The organism is Pseudomonas sp. MT92, from assembly GCF_058792515.1.
In genome coordinates this window covers 41,553-59,625 of record NZ_JBXAFA010000016.1, presented here as the reverse complement: position 1 = coordinate 59,625, position 18,073 = coordinate 41,553, and the positions used below count along the sequence as shown (strand labels likewise).

The window sequence follows — 18,073 nt, the reverse complement described above, 5'->3', positions numbered from 1 at the left end:
CGTCATACGAGGTTGTTTCTATCTGTTTTCAGTGTTTTTTCAAGAATTTAGCTGGATTTACGCGTTTCGTAGCGCTGCGAGTGGTAGAGGCGCTTTGTTGGCCTTTGAATCTCCATGGCGAGCATTGAATCGCATAGATATGCAAAAAATGTATTTACGTGGCATTAAGTGCCGAAAGAGAGGGTTATATCGTGAGCGATCTGACAGAGGCTTCATCCACAAATAAGCTTGAGCGCGCCATGCGTGAATGGATTTCGGCAACCACTCTGGGCTCTAATTTTCTTTCCAAGGTGAAAGGTTATCGCGACCCCGCGTTGCTGCTTCAATTCAACGCGCTGACCAACGAACCTAGCGAGAAGGCGATCGCCAAAATCGATGAGATTGTCGCAGGGCTCGACCAATGAGCCTGCTCTATGGGTTGAATGAGTTGTTCGGGAAATACTCATCCTCCCGTCTGCCAGTCATCTCTGTGGTCGACGCCAAGACAATCCAGCTGCAGGCAGGGTTGGGTTACATGAGTGGGATCCGAATGTCCGGTGCATACAGGATGTTCGGTAACGCCGAGCGCCACGACGCATTGCGCTCTCTGTTCACCCTCCTCGCCGCCCAACTGCAACAACCTGGCTGCCAGATCCAATGGGTGACCGAGGTCAACCCAGATCAGGCTCGACAGGATTTGCGGATGCTCACCGATGTTTCGCGCGAAACATGGCGGCGACTGAACGTCGACATGGTCACGATTGAGGCGTTAATCACCTCGCGTGAGGAAATGTTGGCCGGACGCGCGGTTCGGGAAAACAACATAGCGACAGTGACCACGTCTATGCAGTCATTGGGCGACCCAAAGCAAGTTGCGTTGGACTCTCGCGGCGCGCAGCGGCTGCTGGGGGGGCTGCCCCGTTCGTTGAGCGCGTTTACTCAGATACTGGGCAGCAAGATGCAAACGCTTTACCAGCGGCATCACAGCAACGTCAACGCGTTCACCGCAGCGATGAAATCGCCCGATGTGACCCAGATCTGTGAGCCCATCGATAGCAACGCCCTCATGCGCGAGATTCGGCGGCTTTACCTGCCGGATTCGACTCCGATGAACTGGGCGCCGGCGGTTCAGGGGGACCGTGCGTACTTCAATGTGAATAGCCCTGCCGATGACCATACGCGGCTACCTCACCTGCGAGACCAGATCCTTCCTGAAATGATGGACGTTTTCGATGACGGTGTGGTTCGTATTGGGAGCCGCGGAGGGCGCTTTTTCGCGGTCGCTTACATGTATGTCCACCCGCTCACCTGGCTTGACTCCGATCAGCTGGTGAACGAAATGCCTCGTAACTTCCACTGGTGGACGTCGATGTGCTTCCTTTCCGGCGCCGAAAAGTGGCGCAGTTACGTTCGGTCGCACAAGGGTGTTGCTCAAGCAGTAAAAATCCTGTCCAGTAAAAACGGCGATATTTCGACTCATGCGGATACGCTGCTGGAAATTGCCAAAACTGAAAACCTCTGTGGTTTCCGCATGCAGGTGTGCACGCAGGCAAAGACGCGAGAAGAGGCCCAGCACCAGATCTATACGCTCATCAGTCAGCTGCAGGCCTGGGGTGGGAGTCAATGGCGACAGGATACGGACGATCCTGATGAACTGCTGAAACATGCCGTTCCAGGATGCGATCGGGCGACTACCTATGCTGGGTCGACGTTCGCGGTCCCCTCGAAGCATGCCCTGGTCACCTTGCCGTTTTCGCGGCCAGGCTCGATCTGGCAACGGCACATGCAGGGCGCATTGCTGATGTTGACCGAAGCCAAGCGCCTTTACCCTTTCAAGCATCAAGCCGCCGGCATACAGAAATTCGTTTCGGATCTGTTCGTTGCCCCCATGGGTGGCGGTAAATCGGTGCTGCTGCAGGCGATTCGCGCAGCGTACATTGAAGCGTATGCGTCGGCTGGACTGCTTCCAAGAGGCGTTACGCTGGATATCGGCCCTTCGTCCAGCGGAATGATCCTTTTGCTGCAGTCGATCTTGCCGAAGGAGCACTTGTGGCAAGCGTCCTATCGACGGATCACGGACTCACCAGATTGCTGCATGAATTTTTTCGACACTCAGTTGTGCGTTTGGCATCCGACGACGGTGGAACGGGTATTCCAAACGAACTTCCTCATCCAATTGTTCACATCTGCCGGTAAGAACATCCCGCCTGAAGGGGTTTCCACCGTTGTGCCGATGTTGATCGAGCATGCTTACAAGATGTATTTGGGGGAAAACAGCTCGCGACTGAAGCGTTATACGCCGGGTCTCGCGGGTTACGAGGATATCGACGAGATTGTCAGCCGCGAACGCTGGAACCGGGAAGAAGATCTCACATGGAAGCACCTCACGCGACTGCTCTTCGATCAGGGGAAATACATCCTGGCTGAATATGCACAATGGCGGGCCATGCCAACGTTGCCTGACCTGGCGGATGTGCTTCATTCGACGCAGGAAATTACAGACTTCTACGGTGAGCAGGTCGTACCTGGGCTGGGAATCTCGCTGCTTAAATACATGACCAGTGTCCTGCAGAGCTGGACGCGGTCCCATATCTTCAGCGGACCCACCACGTTTAGGACCAACGCTCGGATCCTGGCGCTTAACCTCGAAGATGTGGTGAAAGCGGGTGGTGTTTCGGGCGAGCAGCAAGGTGCTCTCATCATGCTGCTCGCGCGCCACGCGACGACGCGCAAATGGTGGATCAATGATGACGTGTTGAAGGAGCTGATATGCGCCCCGGAGGTGCGTGAGTTCCATCGTCGCGCCATGGACCGCGAAAAGAGCATGCCCTCTCGACTTGATATCGATGAATACCATCGTACCAAGAAGTTCACTAAGGTCCGGGAGCAGTTCTCTCAGGATCGCCGTGAGATTCGCAAATTCAACATCCACTACGGGATGGCGTCGCAAAGCGATGAGGACTTTGATGGTGACGACATTGAACTGGCCAGCTCGATTTTCTTCCTCGGTTCACCTGGTGAGCAAGGTATTGTCCGGTGCGAAACCAAGTTCGGCCTGCCAAAATCAGCCGTTGAAGCCCTGAGGAGCAAGGTGCGTGGTGCGGATTCCGAGGGGGCTCATATGTTGCTGATTGCCGAGACGTCCAAAGGGCGGCTTATTCAGTACCTCACCTATCCCCTTCCGAGCATGTACTTGTGGGCATTTTCGTCAACGCCGAATGATGTCAACGTCAGGCAAAAACTGGCCCTTGCCCTCGGTTACCTGACCGCACTCAAGGGGCTGGTAAAGCTTTTCCCTGGTGGATCAGTTGAGCGTCGGATTGATGAATTGAAAGTCATGCATCCCAACCTCGCTCCGGACGAGATTATCAATCACCTGGTGCAGGAAGTGATTCGCCAAACAAAACCTGACTGAATTTGTCATTAGGTAAGGCCTTGCTGCAGCGTTGCACCCGCCAATTGAGCGGGTGTTTTTTTGCCTGTCAAAAACCTGATTATCGAATTCCAAGATTGATTTGTATGTGCAGGACAGGCCATTAATTGGATAAAGCATCATTGAATAGCATAACAATGCGAATCAATTGGCCCATGCAAAAAAAAACCGCATCCAGAAGGAATGCGGTGTGGAAAGTGAGGAATACATAATCTATCGAGTGCATGCCGATTATATTACTATTGAGACTGTGTAACCACAGTAAAATGGAGAATCGATATGCGCCGACTTGAACCCGCCAACCCACCATCCGCAGCTGCGACACCTGCAGCCCCAGCGGGGCAAACCCCGTTGTGGGCTCTCGATGATGACGACATCTCCAGCCTCCTCTTGAAAGGGGCCAACGAAGGTGTTCAGGACATTCCCTCCCCGGTCCTGAAGGAGGAACCGATGCCCGAGCCTGAACCGCTGCTGCAGAAGCAAGCTCAACAAGCAATCGCAGACGTTCAGACAGAGCAGATCTTCGAGGCCGGTGGTCCGGGTTATTCTCCTGCGGAATTGGTTGAAAGCCAGCTTCAGGAGGCCGGTGGAATTGCAACGCCGGCGGATTTGGATCAAACCCGCCGGACTGATGCGAAGAAGCGTGCAGATGCGCTTGCTGCACTCCTTTCCGAAGCTTACTGGGCTGATGCCAAGGCGCTGCTGCTGCGTCCGATCTCGAAAGGTGGGTTGCGATCGAGTTTTTCAGTTTCTGGGGATGAAATCACTTTCAAAACTGATGGTGGCTTGATCCGTTCCAGCCAGATCAGTATGGATCTTTCCAGTGGCAAACTAAGTTGCAAAGCGCGAGGAACATCGGATCAGGAAGTGGCTCAGGCCTTTGTTGAATGCGGTAAAGCCGCGGGCTGGAAAACCATGTGGTTCAAGGGATCCCCGGAATTCATGCACCTGGTGACCGCCTTAGCCAAAGCCGAGGGTATCCAAGTAGTCAGCCAGAGCGATATCCAGCGCTTGCAGAAGGCTGCCCAGCCAACACTACTGAACAGCTTAATCAGTAATGCCGCGTCGATCCTGCCTCGCAAGCTTGATACTGGGGGAGATAAATCTGCTGAAACTCGACCAGGGGCTGATGATTTGGGCCGGGTTGAGCCAGTGTTGTCCGATGAGCCTGATCTGAGTTTTGATCGTTAAGGGGGTGTGAGCATGGTCAAGAAAATTGGTGTGTTTGTCTTGCTGTCGTCGTTCACTCTTCTGGCGGTTGCCGCAGGTGGTAGCTCGATGAACGAAATTCAAACCGACCCCAAGTCGTTTGATGGGCCCGATGGGGTGACTTCCGAGCTGATGGCGGAGGGCGGCAGCAAGCAGCCTGGTGCGACCACTGGTGGTGCTGCAGCTGATAAAACTGAGCGACTGAAGGCGCAGCTTTATAAGGATCTCAATGCTGATCCAGCAGCTGAGAAGCTCGGCCGGTATCTGTGGCGGCAATAGTGACTTGCTTGTCACCTGCCGTGTTCAGGCGAGTTTCACGATCTTGTTTTGAGCCTTCTCATAAAAGAATGAAGGAGAAGGATAAAAGCAAAAGAAGGGAGCTCGCCTGAAACCCTTGAGTTTGCTGGGGACGAGCCTGAATAAGCGGCGTTCTGTCTCCCAATTAACCTGCTGCGCATCTCCCGGTAATACGGTGAATGATCTCCCGGGCCTTCAGAATATCGAGTGATTTATCTCCCGGATTTGAGCGGGTTGACGGCGTTTTCCGGTATGTCCTCATGGATAAACGCTTCTTCGTCTCCCGGGTATTCAGTATTAAGCAACGGTCTATCTCCCGGGTTTTGCCAGCAACACTCTTTTTTTGGGAATTATGTTGGTCAATAAACGAACAAAAAAGGCATAAAACGCCTTCTGTCTCCCGCTTTAATGCTGGTTTATCTCCCGGGCCTTTAATGAGCTACTGGCTGGAAGTGATCGTTGCTGTGTAAACCGTAGCATAGCCGCCACTCAAGCACGATGGGGACCAGGTGCCTGGTGAATAAGACGGGATATATCTCCCGCTGACGCGTGCTGGTCTGTCATTCGGGATTAAAACCATATCTGTCTCCCGCCAACCCCTAGGTGTCGGTTGCGGTCCAGGCTTTGATGATCGTCGTTGTGGGTGAATAAAAACCAATCTGTCTCCCATGTTGGCGAGCCCGCGGTTTGTGCCCCTGGAGGATCTTCCTCCTTTGGATTGGCGGGCGACGAACGGTCCTCCGTTGGCCATTATTGGTATTAACTGCCGATCGATCTCCCGCCCGAGCGGTGGTGTGAAGCGGGTTTAACCGGGGGGCTATCCCTCAACACCACTTGTGCAAGGCGTGCGTAGATGGCTGGAACAATTAAAGTTGATTCTGTCTCCCGCGCATAACCTGCTGATAATGTGAGGCTTTACACGATTTCAAGACCCGGAATACCTCCTGTTTCTGGGTATTAAACGGCTATTTGTCTCCCGCGGGTAGGTTGTCGAGCAACGCAATAAAACCAATAAAATTAGATAGTTAGTGATTAAAGCTAGATTTGTCTCCCGTGAGGTTTTCGATTTAAGAGCGCTTCATCTCCCGGGGACTCATGTGGAATATGCCAAATAAAAGCCGATTGATCTCCCACGTAGCCTGGTTTGGACAGGCGAGGTTTGACGGCCTGCCAAGCCAGGCGGTTCGGAAAACACGGGCTTACAGATCGAGGAGAAAACGAGATATCCGACTCTTTTCCGGAATAAATGGCGTTGCATCTCCCGATTATCGCGGGGTTTATCTCCCGCGCCGGTTGCGCACGTATTAAGCAGCCGTCTATCGTTCGCACATTCAGGCGTTGAACGACGTCATCATCCATTCAAAGGAGCAACCGGATGGCCTCTACTACACCAGTTCAGGAAGAGAAGCTGCTTTTCTTCGGACCCGAGGGCACCTTCAGTCCTGCGCCGGTCACCCCTGAACGGAGGCCGGCTGAGGCACTGAGATTATTCCAGGGGTTCCTCTGCAACAGTGATGGAGAGAGGGCTGAGCTGTCGAACGTGATCATGCTCTGGGAACAGATCCCAAAGTTTTCAGGCGACTTTCTCAACAACCCTTCCGGCATTGTCCCAAACGATCATCAGATTGACTTCAACATTGGCGGGAAGGAAGCCAAGGTCACGCTGTTTCCAGGCACTTTTTACCCGAAAACCAAAAATGCCAAGCCACAACGGCGTTTCCCGGGTGTTAAAGAGCAGGCAGTCGAGCAGGCCTTGATTCATCATGCGTGCGCGCAGGCAGAGGCCCACTCCGACAACGGCGAAGTTTCCTATTACGTCAAATTTTCCATCAGGGATCTCGCGCGGATTCTCAAATCCATGGGCAGCACATTGAGTCACGGGCAGATCCGTGAAGCGCTTGAGGTTCTCTCGTCCTCTATCATGACCATCGGCTCCAACAATGATAAGCGTGATCAGCGTGAAGCCATTTTGCCAGGATTCGAGCGCAACAAAGAACAAGCGGACGTGGCCATCGGTAGTGATGTCTGGTCGGTAAAGCTTCATCCATTAATTGCTCATGCCATTCAGAATGTCACCTACCGCCAGTTCCCGATGGGAATCACCAAGGGCTATACGCCACCTGGTGCTTATCTCATTCGGCTAATGCATTACCTGGTGCCGAATATTTCCTCTCAACTGCCATTTACCTTCAGGCTGCTCGATCTCAAGAGGCTCACTGCAGGGCTCTCACACGTAAAGCTCAGCGGGAGTCTCCAGGCGATCTGCAAGGAGCTGGACAAGATGAAAGTGGATGGCTTGTTAGAGGATTATAAAGTCGAAGAACTGTATCCGGCTCGCCGCCCCCGCGGCCGGCCGTCGATCATTGACGCTGAGTTTACCCTCTACCCAGGCAAGGAATGGATCAAGCAAGTAATGGCGGGATCCAAGCGAATGGCGGCTTCTGAGCAGTCCTTGGGCTTGCCACGCAGCCAGCGTAAGGATCGCCAGATGACCTTGCCCAATATGTAACCGCGGTAATGTAAGGTGGCCTGCTTGGCTGGCCACCTCGCCAGACCAGATAAGTGGGTGTTGATCTCCCACGCCATCCTAGCTCCCCTCCCCTCCCCCTTCTGCATCATGGCTCTAGGCGTAAAATGGCTTTGAATATACGGTTTAATGCCAAAAAAGCGCTTTTAACCATATATTTCTTTGACATGAATTTTCTTTCGTATACGGTAATAGGACATATCCACCCAAAAAGGTGTTAGCGATGGCCTACGATGCGACTCAAGAAAATTACCCCTACGCTGATTTTAGCTCGCTGTATCTCCCGCCTCAGTTTGCGGCCGAGGCGCTTGGTCTGAACATTCAGACGTTAAAGGCTGTGGAGCGTGACCATGGACTGGACATCCGCCGAGTGCCGCGCGGAGCCATTTCCGCTCGTGCCTACACAGTCGATGACATTTGCAAGATCGCCTTTTTGCGTCGTGAGAAGGGACTGACAAAGGGGTTGTCGAGGCCGATCACCATTTCGATGTTTGTGCAAAAGGGTGGGACCGGAAAGACTACCTGCTCCGTCAATCTGCCTATGGAATTAGCGTTCCAAGGCTTGAGGGTCCTTTTGATTGACAACGATCCGCAAGCCGATGCGTCTAGTATGTTGGGGTACGATCCCGACCTTACGCCGGAAGAACTGGAAGAAATGGGGATTTCTGGTGATCGTGCGATCAATGGTCATTTCGGCAACCTGCTGGGCATCAACAATATGTTCCCGCCCATGACGCTGGAGCAGGTCATCAAAAAGCCATTCGGTGAGTACGGACCGCATTTGATCCCTGCCGAAGAGTCGTTGGACGATTTGGATATTGCACTCGGCGCAGCCAATAACTCAGATTTCAGGTATGCGGCTCATATCGAGAAGGCACGTAAGGGCCTGTTGCCACATTGCGATTTTTCCGGGTATGACGTGATTATTTTCGACAACGCGCCGTCGGGCTCACTCATCACGCGCAACAGCATGGTTGCCAGCGATTTTCTCGTCTGCCCTGTCCGCATGGATCGGTTTTCCTTTCGGGCTCTTTCTCGTCTTGCTGGAAAGCTGGCTGCTTTCAAGGAGGACTTCCAGCGATCCCCTGAGATCATTGCGATCCCAACCATGTTTATCAAAAATCGCCCTCGCATTCTCGCAAACCTCACACGCTTGTCTGAGCTGTTCCCTGGTCGCGTCACAGACGGAAGGCTTTTTTTCTCTGAAGATTATTCGAAAGCATTGGAAGAAGGCGTGCCGATTATGGCTTGGAAGTCTGGGTCAGAAAATTCCCTGGGAGCTATGCGTGGCGTTTTCTCGGAAGTTCTAAGCCGTATCCGGAGCACGGTGGGTCAGGGATAAAACTATGCACGGTGCATAGCTGGTTAATTTTTGACCTATGCACGGTGCATAATCGGTGTTATAGGTTTTGAACAGATTGGGAGCTATGCACGGTGCATAGGTACTCCAGATTGCGAGGTGGTGAGAATGGTTAAGCAAGTGCGGCCATTGGGGCAGGACAGGCATATTCCCGAGCAGAACCCGGCCGCTGCAGCGCCGGCCCACATTCAGGGTGTTCGAGCGCCTTCCGTTCTACCTGATAAAAAGCTGGATGTCGGCCTCGACGTCATTTTGGCTGAGCGCGGCCTGCTCAACGATGATGCGCAGGTGAAACCCACTGCTATCAATCCGCCTGAGACAGCGGCTACTGACGCCGCCGCCGGCAATGGCGCTCTCGTGAAATCCGAACCTGACGACGTGTTGGTAAGCCTTATCGACCCATCACCGTATCAGCCTCGGCTTGTCATCGATGAGGTTGAGCTTGATCTGCTCGCAGTCTCGATCCGCGAGGCGGGTGAGTTGCGCAGGCCGATCATCTTGCGAAAGAAAAGCGATGGCCGATATGAGTTGGTCGGTGGCGAGCGTCGGTGGCGAGCGCACCTCCTGTTGGGCTGGGAGAAAATCCGGGCCAGGGTCTGTGAGCTTTCCGACGCTGAAGCGAAGATCGAGGCGCTGGCCGACAATCAGGGCGAAGCCGGTCTGTCTGACTTTGAATTGGGCAAGGCCTATCGAAGCATCATGAACGACAACCCCAGCATGTCGGCGAGTGCCTTGGCGCGTCGCGTGGGTGTCAACCAGTCGACCGTGAGTCGTTGCCTCGGCTTCTTGAGTCTTCCTGAAAGCATCCAGGACTACCTGAAAAAGAAGCCGCGCTTGATTGGTACGAAGAATGTTTTGAAGTTCGTCGAGCTGTCCAAGCGCGATGAGAGCGTCGTCCTTCAGGCGGTCTCCAGCATGAGCGAAGGAAAGCTTGCTCAGCAGGGCGCGATTCGTTGGATTATGGATCAATTGAATGCTGGCAAGGAGCCGCCGAGAACCGAGCCGCGGGCGTTGTATTCAAAGGCGCGTCCGATCGGAACAATCAAAGTGGTGAAGGGGAAAATAGAAGTTTCCTGTGATCACGAAAGCGACGCAGAACGAATCGCCACACTGGTGGCTGAGTATCTTCAGACTGTTGAAGGTATCTAACGACTGCGAGAGAAAGAGCATAAGGGCCAGGCCGGCAGAAAGGGATTTTCCTTGATGCCCGCCTGGCTTTTTTGTTTTCGGTGATTATTAATCGTGCTTGCCTCTGTTATATTATCGGCATTGCATAATGATCATTCGAGGCCTTTTGCACCATGACAACCGTCGTCCTATGCGAGAAACCGACTCAGTCAAAAGTTCATGCATCGCTGTTCGGCATCGCCGAAAGCGGGGCTGGCTACCACAAGGCGAAAAATGGCTGGATCTTCACCCATTCAATCGGTCATATGGTAGAGATGGTTGAGCCGGGCGACCTGGAGCCGCGCTGGAAAAACTGGGACTTGGAGAATCTGCCGATCATTCCCAAGACCTGGAAAATGGCCGCATACAAGGACAAGGCAGAGCAGCTGAAAACCGTGCTGCGCCTTCTCAAGTCGGCGGACGAGATCATTATCGCGACCGACTGTGGACGTGAGGGCGAGTTGATCGGAAGAGAGCTCATCGATCTCTCTGGTAACTCCAAATACCGCTTGCTGCGGTTCTGGTCGTCGTCTCTCGACGAAGCGAGTTTGAGGGCTGCCTGGAACAAGCTGCGTGACGGCCGTGAGTTTGATACGTTGCACCAAGCTGCTTTGGTGCGCTCACGATTCGACTACATGTGGGGAATGACCAACAGTCGAGGTGCTACGCTAACATTCGCACCGTCGGGCACGGTGTTCCCAATTGGCCGAGTTCAGACACCAGTGTTGAATCTGGTGGTGATTCGCCATTTGGCGATCGTCAACTTCACACCTCAGGTGTTTTTCACCTTGGCCGCGCTGGTGAACACCAGTGCGGGCGATGTCGTGATGACTTTTGCTCCGAAAGGGCATGAGCACCGTCTGTGGGAAAAGTCCAAAGCCGATGCTCTGGCTGCCTCCATTCAAGGCACCCGCGGACAGTTGGCCGTCGAGTCGAATGACAAACGGGAATCGCCCCCGAAATTCCCAAGTCAATCCGATCTGCAGAAAGAATGCAGCCGCCGCTGGAAATGGACTCTGGATCACACCCTCGATATTGGTCAGTCACTGTACGACGCCAAGTACATTTCCTACCCGCGCACGGGCTGCAATTTGATGCCCGAGGAACAGATCCCGGACGTGCCAGGTATCCTTGCCGGCCTGGAAGGCGCGGGCTGGGTGCCCTCTCTGTCTATCACCGGCACCCCATCGCCCATCTACCGGAAAGACCGCATTCAGCCTGACTCGGAGATTCAAAAGAACTTCGACCACCATGCAATCTTGCCAACTACGTCGATCCCAACTGGGCTGTCCGGGGACGAGAAGCTCCTGTACCAATTGATCGTGCTCTATTACATCCGTGCCCTTTCGCCTGACTACGAATACAACCAGGTCGACGCCACGCTGCCCGCCGGCGGCATTCTCCTGAAGGCGTCAGGGGTAACTCCGCTGAAGCTGGGGTTCAAGGCGCTGGAGCCCAAAGCCGCGGAATCCACCCAGGATGACAGCGAAAAGGGAACGAAGCAGCTTCCACCCTTAAAGGACGGGATGGATGCGCTCGTTCAGCGGGTGGACGTCAAGCAGGGTGTCACCAAAGCACCGCCTTATTACACCGAAGGTACGTTGCTTGATGACATGATCAACGTGCACAAGTTTGTAACATCCCCTGAGCAGCGTGCACGGTTGAAAGAGACGTCTGGCCTTGGCACTGAAGCCACGCGGGCCAACATGGTCAAAGAACTTCGCAATCGCAAACTGATTATCCCTGGGCCCAAAAAAGGGGATATCGATTGCTCTGAAAAGTCCCTTCTCTTGATCCAGTCCATTCCAGACATCCTCAAAGATCCAGGTCAGACCGCGATCTGGGAGGACTACATGGACCATGTGCGGTTCGAAAGGATTTCGTTCGAAAAAGCCATGGATGCCGCCAACAACGCTGTCGAACGATGCGCACTGTTCTATAAGCAGAAAGGCATGAACCAAGAGCGAGCTGACGCCATGAAGCCCATCTTCGAGTTTAATGGCTTTGCGACCAATTGCCCGACGTGCTCCAAGCCGATGGCGTACTTGAAGAACGGAAAATTCGGACCCTACTGGGCCTGCAGCGATCGCGAGTGCAAAACCAGCCTGAAGGCTGCCCAAGACGGCAAGCCGATCCCCAAAGCGGACGCGGTAGTTGGCGAACTGTGTGAGAAGTGCAAGAAGAAGCACCTGGTCTTGCGCCAGAGCTCTAAGGGACCCTTCTGGGCATGCTCCGGTTTTCCGAAGTGCAAACACACGGCCAAGTTCGAAGCATAAACCGGGATCGGGAGCATAAAATTGGACATTCAAGAACTCTTATCGTTCTGCTTGACGCAGGGCGCTTCGGATCTGCACCTGTCGGCTGGCCTTCCGCCAATGATCAGGATCGATGGCGACATGCGGCGAATCAATCTGCCGGTGTTCCCGGACGAAGCTATTCGGGAATGGATCATGGCAACCATGACGGATGCCCAAAAAACAGCCTATGAGGCTGACCTCGAAATAGACTATGCCTACGAAATTCCAGGTGTTTCTCGCTTTCGAGTCAATGCATTTACACAGAGCCGAGGTGCCGGTGCTGTGTTCCGCGTGATCCCAGACAAAGTGCAGACACTGGAACAGCTTGGTATGGGCGAAGTCTTTCGAAAAATCGTCGAAGCTCCGCGCGGCCTGATACTTGTCACCGGACCAACGGGTTCCGGAAAGTCTACGACCTTGGCTGCTATGATCGATTTCATAAACCAGCATCGGCACTTGCACATTCTCACCATTGAAGATCCGATTGAGTTTGTGCACGAGTCCAAGAAGTGCCTGATCAACCAGCGCGAAGTTCATCGGGACACCCATAGTTTTTCAACAGCGTTGCGCTCTGCCCTTCGTGAAGATCCAGACGTGATTATGGTGGGGGAGTTACGTGATCTTGAGACGGTACGCCTGGCGCTCACCGCTGCGGAGACTGGTCATCTGGTGCTTGGGACGTTACACACCACCTCGGCTGCAAAAACCGTGGATCGGGTGATTGATGTGTTCCCGGCTGCAGAGAAGTCGATGGTGAGATCGATGCTTTCTGAGTCACTTCATGCAGTGGTATCACAGACCCTGGTGAAGAAGACGGGGGGAGGGCGGGTTGCTGCTCATGAAGTGATGCTCGGGACGCCTGGGGTCCGAAACCTTATTCGCGAAGACAAAGTCGCGCAGCTCCATGCCTCAATTCAAACCGGCGGCGCGCTCGGTATGCAGACGCTCGACATGTGTCTCAAGGGCCTGATATCGAAGGGAGTCATTACCCGAGAAAGCGCAATGGAGAAGGCTTTTGCACGGGAGGATTTCTAGAAAAAGTTTGCTGAGGCTGGCCATGTGCCTATAGTGCTTGCGTCCGGCGGTACAGGTATAGCGCTTTATCAGCAAATGCAGGGGACAGCTCAGAATGAGTTGGTGAAGCGCTCTACCTGTACAGCCGCGCCGTTAGCGCCGGTGCGTTCATCGCGATCATGGAAAATCCAGCCCCGACCAGGTGATCTGCTGGTAAAGGATACGGTGACCAAAGCTCGTGCCCCGGGGCAAACTTTCAAGACGCGGCATCTTTTATGAGAGATTTTCCATCAGTGCTTGACTGTGGGGCTTTCTTTTTTTTACCGAGCCTTTGAACTTATCGAAATATATGCTTTCATATCTACAAAGGCACAACGAATGTGCAGTCGCCCAAGTGATGGGCAAGGAGCAAAACCATGAAAAAGATCAAACTGATGAGCGTTCTGGGCGCACTGCTGGTTGCCGCTGCTGTGGTCGTGGGCTGTGGTGGCCAAAAGAATGGCGAGGTCTGGCCTGCTAAATGGGACGCGGATGCCACCGCCTATTTTAACCAGAACGTCCCACCGCTGAAAAACCTGCCTGGCAAGGTCTACCACTACCAGGTGACCAAGGTCGCCGATGATGTCTATGTGAATGCCCTGTACATCGATGGCAAATTCATCGAGAACCTGAAACCTAACGCGGCTCAGAAGATAGGTGGCGTAGCTGCAGGTCAACTGGATGGCGTGCACATAGTCTACTCGGCTGGCGATGGCTACAAGGTCGCCACCAGGTATGAGTTCGGTCGCACCATACACCAGGCGTTGGCCAACAACTTCCCAGTGTTCTTCAAGAACTATCTCTGACAGGTTTGCGGGTATCGAGTATGAATGTGGCACAAGCTGCAATAGAAGGGCGCACCGAATGGGCGCCCTTTTTTTCGCCTGCAATTTCAGACAGAAAAAACCCCGGCCGTGACCAGGGTTCTTCGTTCGATCTCGCGGTTTATACACCGCCTCCGCCGGGTGCCCCAGGTGCACCACCAGGAGTAACAAACCTGCGCATAAGGGTGTTGCTCGCGATCGACAGCGGAGCTTTGACCATCCCGCTGATGCCGCCCATGACTCCCTGGGCCGTATTTTCATACGGATTAAGGCCAGGTTCCGAGAAAGAGATCATGTTCAGCACGGTCCTTGGAAAGTTGGTGATCAGCGAAGCGGAGGTGATGCACACCGACCAGAAAAGCAAGCAGGTCAACAACACCATCATTACCGAGCCGATCAATACGCCCGCAAGTGCGTCAAAGGGCTGACTAAGGTCCGCAACGCCGTTGTCCATCATTCCCCAAAGTCCGGACATGATGGTATTGACGATCGGCAGGCCGATGCTGGTAATGGTCACTGCCGCGGCGAGCCCGCCTACCGCAAGTGCCGGATAAAAACCGATGAAGATCAGAGTGTTCCAGCCCTTGCCAGCCATTTGCGAGGTATGTTCTTCACCCTTCGGCGCCGCTTGGGCGGCCCCCCAAAGCGTGACCCCGAAAAAGGCAGAGGCGACGAAGGTCAACCAACTGATTACGCCCATTAGCCCGAAAATAGCGAAGACGACAGGCAATACGTAGCCAATCAGCGCGCCACCGATCAATAGGACGATGCCGATCAGAAACAGAGCCTTGGTAAAGCCCTTACTCTGGTTGGTCAGCCAGGACAGACCACTCCCACTGACAAACATCATGCCGGTGCCGGCGAGCTCCCGGCCGAAAGCCGCAACGGTATAAAGGTTGGCCTTGGATGGGTCGGTGCCCAGGATCTTGAGTCCGAACAGTTCCTTGAAGTTGGTCGAGGTGCCCTTACCCTGTAGCTCCCGATCGACCTGATTCATGGTCAGCTTGGTCAGATCGTCGCCTACCGTGAGGTCGGCCAGGCTGCTGGTAGGGTAAAGCTTGGACGTGCCTTCGGATGCATATCCCTGCGCCCGGGTGAAGTCGTTTGCTGCACGTAACACAAAGGTTCCTCCCATCATCCAGCCCCATTCCTGCAGCGACTCAAAGTAGCTTTCGGATTCGGCGAGGAGGTTGCCGGCGATGGTCTGGCGGATCACGTCCTTCGCGGTGGTGGTGTACCAGTCAACCTCTTGTTCAAGGTACGTCTGAGCAGAGGTAGAGAGTGCAGCTGCCTGCGCCGCGGAAGCGTTGTTCTTGACACTCAGGTGACGGCTCAGTTGTGTTTGTACGAGTCGTTGCCACATCTGCCGTTGTGCAGAGGCCAGTCCTTGGGAAATGGATTTGTCATTGGCCACGCGCAGCGCAATCTGCTCGTCGGAGCAGACGATCGACGCCGCGAACCCACTGGCCCCGGTGTAGCTGCAGAGGAAGTTCTCAGACCCCATCTCATGCCCAACAGTGCCTTCTCCGGCGCCCTCGGCGACTGTGGGATCGCTGTGCTTGATCGCGGCAGCGATAGCGTCGGTAGGGGGGATCAAGGGGATCGAGGTGTTGTTGAGAATCTCGTTGATGAACTGATCCGTCGACGATGCTGGTCCGTAGTAACCAGGTTTCGAGCTGTCCGTGTACTGTCGGCGCCAGGCGCCCTCCATCAGCTTGGTGGCCAGGTCAGTTGCACTGATGCCGGCCAAGTGGTCCTGAGGGTTCTTGTGGACGTAGTAGCCGGTGGCCGACGTTGCCAGGGTAAGCCAGTTGCCAATCATGCCCTTCGCTTCAGGCTTGCTGATGGAGACCTCATAGCTGGGCTCGTTGAAGAGGTTGTAAGTGTGCATCAGTTTGAAGCTTTGGGTCTGCGCATCATCTCCCCAACGGCTGCCACTTTTGGCAATGCCACCAATTAGGTGGTGCCCTGGAGTAAGCACAATGTCTGAACCACCGACGCTTGAGACCGGAATAACGGGAGCGCAGAGGGTCAGTGCAAGGATCACTCGCAGTGGGTAGAAAAACGCCTCATTGCCGTCCCGTTGACCAAAAAAGTTACCGTTCTGCCGGAGGCGGAAAATCCCGAGAAACATGGCCCACGACGAAAGGATCCCGAATCCTGCCAGGCCGACGATCGAAAAGTAACTGGCGAAAATCGTGAGCGGCGTAACTTCGGTAGCGTGTACGCTACCAAGGCTTGAAAGCTCGCCGGCATCGAACATCCAGGTGCCAAACAGCCACACCAGGACAAGTGCGGAGAAGGAGTTCATGGGGTTTCTCCTTTAGGCGGGGCGGCGATCCGAAGTTTGAAGTCCTTCGGAAGCGGTATAGGGAACAGCAGGCCTGGGTTTTTGATGATTTGCTTGATGAACGCCGGAATGGTGATCACCTTCTGCTCCCGGGCGGTGTACAGCTTGTGCAGATTGGATATGTAGATGATCAACAACACATTGAGCAGCATGACGTTGCCGATCAAGGCCATTGGGATGGAGTAGATGGTGGCAACCATGCCGATCCCGCCGGCGAGGCCGGTGAAGAGGAGGTAACTGAACCAGTAGGCGAGTGCATACCGCATGCGCAAGGACTTATCCGTAATGTTGGCACTGACCACCAGTTCATCCCAAAACCGTTCAGGTGCTTTTCTCGCGCTTTCAGCATCGTCCTTCGCCTGCGCGCGGTTGAAGCTGATCATTCCCTTCAAACTTGCGAGAGCCCAACCCGAGATCCGGGCCATGGAGCTGACTTCCTGAATCGCCATTTTGGTTGGGGTGACTCCAGTGAGCCAGCCAAGTCCGGTAAGGGCTTTGGAGCGTCTGGATCTTTGTGGGGCTTCCGGCGCGGCCGGCGGTTGATGCTCTGTCGTCATGGGAGGCATTCCTTACTGGCGGCCGGAGTTGCTAATGAGTGCACCGATCTGTTTGCGGTGGTCCTCTTCGCGTTGCGATACAAGGATCGCGAGCAGGCGCTGCTGCTCGACAGACTGCTTGAAGATGTTCAGGAGTAACTGATTCTGCAGTTGCTGCTGCACCAGGGCGTCGCGGGAAATCCCGCCGGTGCCGCTCATGGCATTGATCTCTTCAATGGTGGGAGAGGCGAATAGCCGTTGATAAGCATCAAGCTTGGCATCCATCTCTTCGCTCATCGACGAACCAATCGCACCTTCTACGGCTGACATCCGGAAGTTGTAGGTATCAATCTCTTGCTGCAGCACTTCACCGACGTCGGTTTCTTTCAGCGCGTCTGGTGGCTGCGGAGCAGGTTTTCTGCCGCTTGCCACGGAGGTGGCGAGCTCGATTTGGGTTTCCGTGCAGCTCATTGGGGAGGGCCCGTTGTCGAGGTCCTTCTTGCCAACCGGAGGCAGGACCCTGGGATCGCAGGCTTCGGTCACGTTGGACTTCACGTCGCGGTTCAGCTTCGCGGTGAATTTCGCGGGCTCGCGCACGGCATCCACAGCGTTGTACTTGTTGTACAGACTGGTTTGGCGGCTATAGGTTTTCTGGGTAACTGCTTTGCCGAGTTGAGTCGGCAGAACCTGATCTTCCTGGCAGAACGTCGAGGCCTGCTGATCCTTTTGGTTCTGTTGGTTGTAGACGCTTACCTGGCCGTTGACGATCGCTCGGGCGTTCTGTTCCGACTCTTGCTTGATGGTCTGCTCCGTGGATTTAACTGCGCCCTCGACGTTGCCCAGCCCGTCATCGATAGTGGTGTTGATTGTTTGTTGTTGGATCAGCTGCGCGATGGCTTGCTGCAAGATTGCGGCAAGCAGCGCCGTGTCGTAAGCAGCGTATGCCTTTGTCGAGGCAAGCATCGGCGTGAGCGAGAGGGCCGTGGCAATGGCGATGGTTTTTATGCGCATAGAGGTGTTCCTTCCAAGAGCGGCTGAGGC

Annotated in this window: 14 protein-coding genes; 11 read left to right on the top strand and 3 right to left on the bottom strand. The window is 54.4% G+C overall.

Going from position 1 to position 18,073, the window contains the following annotated elements; all coding sequences use genetic code 11:
- Positions 1-191 precede the first annotated feature (191 nt).
- The 11 genes from AC1Q6D_RS26425 (at position 192) to AC1Q6D_RS26375 (ending at position 14,128) form a co-directional block, all read left to right on the top strand.
- Positions 192-404, top strand: coding sequence for a hypothetical protein (locus AC1Q6D_RS26425; protein WP_146012965.1), 213 nt, complete (start codon positions 192-194; stop codon positions 402-404).
- Positions 401-3,394 carry a putative type IV secretion/conjugal transfer ATPase gene (locus tag AC1Q6D_RS26420; RefSeq protein ID WP_102595668.1) on the top strand — a complete coding sequence of 998 codons (2,994 nt, stop codon included), beginning with the start codon at positions 401-403 and terminating at the stop codon, positions 3,392-3,394. Before AC1Q6D_RS26425 ends, AC1Q6D_RS26420 begins: the two co-directional genes overlap by 4 nt.
- A gap of 297 nt (positions 3,395-3,691) precedes the next feature.
- A complete protein-coding gene (locus AC1Q6D_RS26415) occupies positions 3,692-4,603 on the top strand; it encodes a hypothetical protein (RefSeq protein WP_102595667.1) in 912 nt (303 codons plus the stop codon).
- Positions 4,604-4,615: 12 nt separating this feature from the next.
- Positions 4,616-4,900, top strand: coding sequence for a hypothetical protein (locus AC1Q6D_RS26410; RefSeq protein WP_102595666.1), 285 nt, complete (start codon positions 4,616-4,618; stop codon positions 4,898-4,900).
- A gap of 278 nt (positions 4,901-5,178) precedes the next feature.
- Complete coding sequence (locus AC1Q6D_RS26405) at positions 5,179-5,388, top strand: hypothetical protein (RefSeq protein ID WP_146013455.1); 210 nt, start codon at positions 5,179-5,181, stop codon at positions 5,386-5,388.
- Between the two features lie 905 nt (positions 5,389-6,293).
- Positions 6,294-7,427, top strand: a complete 1,134-nt coding sequence (locus tag AC1Q6D_RS26400; RefSeq protein ID WP_102594948.1) for a hypothetical protein — start codon at positions 6,294-6,296, stop codon at positions 7,425-7,427.
- Positions 7,428-7,668: 241 nt separating this feature from the next.
- The gene (locus AC1Q6D_RS26395; RefSeq protein WP_054076219.1) at positions 7,669-8,787 is read left to right on the top strand and encodes an AAA family ATPase; all 1,119 of its coding nucleotides are present in this window, start codon (positions 7,669-7,671) and stop codon (positions 8,785-8,787) included.
- A 126-nt stretch (positions 8,788-8,913) separates the two neighbouring features.
- Positions 8,914-9,954 (top strand): ParB/RepB/Spo0J family partition protein, encoded by a 1,041-nt coding sequence (locus tag AC1Q6D_RS26390; protein ID WP_102594949.1) that lies wholly within the window; start codon positions 8,914-8,916, stop codon positions 9,952-9,954.
- 152 nt (positions 9,955-10,106) lie between these two features.
- Positions 10,107-12,248 carry a DNA topoisomerase gene (locus AC1Q6D_RS26385; protein WP_102594950.1) on the top strand — a complete coding sequence of 714 codons (2,142 nt, stop codon included), beginning with the start codon at positions 10,107-10,109 and terminating at the stop codon, positions 12,246-12,248.
- Positions 12,249-12,269: 21 nt separating this feature from the next.
- Positions 12,270-13,304, top strand: coding sequence for a type IV pilus twitching motility protein PilT (locus AC1Q6D_RS26380; protein WP_102594951.1), 1,035 nt, complete (start codon positions 12,270-12,272; stop codon positions 13,302-13,304).
- Positions 13,305-13,699: 395 nt separating this feature from the next.
- The gene (locus AC1Q6D_RS26375) at positions 13,700-14,128 is read left to right on the top strand and encodes a hypothetical protein (protein WP_102594952.1); all 429 of its coding nucleotides are present in this window, start codon (positions 13,700-13,702) and stop codon (positions 14,126-14,128) included.
- A 139-nt stretch (positions 14,129-14,267) separates the two neighbouring features.
- Here AC1Q6D_RS26375 and AC1Q6D_RS26370 read toward each other — a convergent pair whose 3' ends face one another.
- From AC1Q6D_RS26370 to AC1Q6D_RS26360, 3 genes are read right to left on the bottom strand one after another with little or no spacing between them, the layout of a single operon-like run.
- Positions 14,268-16,457 carry a hypothetical protein gene (locus tag AC1Q6D_RS26370; protein ID WP_102594953.1) on the bottom strand — a complete coding sequence of 730 codons (2,190 nt, stop codon included), beginning with the start codon at positions 16,455-16,457 and terminating at the stop codon, positions 14,268-14,270.
- Positions 16,454-17,053 (bottom strand): hypothetical protein, encoded by a 600-nt coding sequence (locus tag AC1Q6D_RS26365; RefSeq protein ID WP_146012964.1) that lies wholly within the window; start codon positions 17,051-17,053, stop codon positions 16,454-16,456. The genes AC1Q6D_RS26370 and AC1Q6D_RS26365 overlap by 4 nt, the downstream gene beginning before the upstream one ends.
- Positions 17,054-17,065: 12 nt before the next feature.
- A complete protein-coding gene (locus tag AC1Q6D_RS26360) occupies positions 17,066-18,043 on the bottom strand; it encodes a hypothetical protein (RefSeq protein ID WP_102594955.1) in 978 nt (325 codons plus the stop codon).
- Positions 18,044-18,073: the final 30 nt, after the last annotated feature.